Below are 223 nucleotides of genomic sequence, written 5' to 3' on the forward strand. Positions count from 1 at the left end.
CTCATCCCCGCATTTTTCAACATGCGTGGGTTCGGGCCTCCAGTGCGTGTTACCGCACCTTCACCCTGGACAGGGGTAGATCACCCGGTTTCGGGTCTACGTCCACGTACTCAGTCGCCCTATTCAGACTCGCTTTCGCTGCGGCTCCGGCTCTTCACCTTAACCTTGCACGGGAACGTAACTCGCCGGTTCATTCTACAAAAGGCACGCCATCACCCCTAAA

At 57.0% G+C, this 223-nt stretch carries 1 rRNA gene; it reads right to left on the reverse strand.

The annotated features are described in order from the left end of the window. Positions 1 to 223: ribosomal RNA gene (locus WFI24_RS34645) — 23S ribosomal RNA — on the reverse strand; the annotation flags it as partial.

This window comes from Paenibacillus sp. USHLN196 (genome assembly GCF_037144955.1).
In the GTDB taxonomy this organism is placed as follows: domain Bacteria; phylum Bacillota; class Bacilli; order Paenibacillales; family Paenibacillaceae; genus Paenibacillus; species Paenibacillus xylanexedens_C.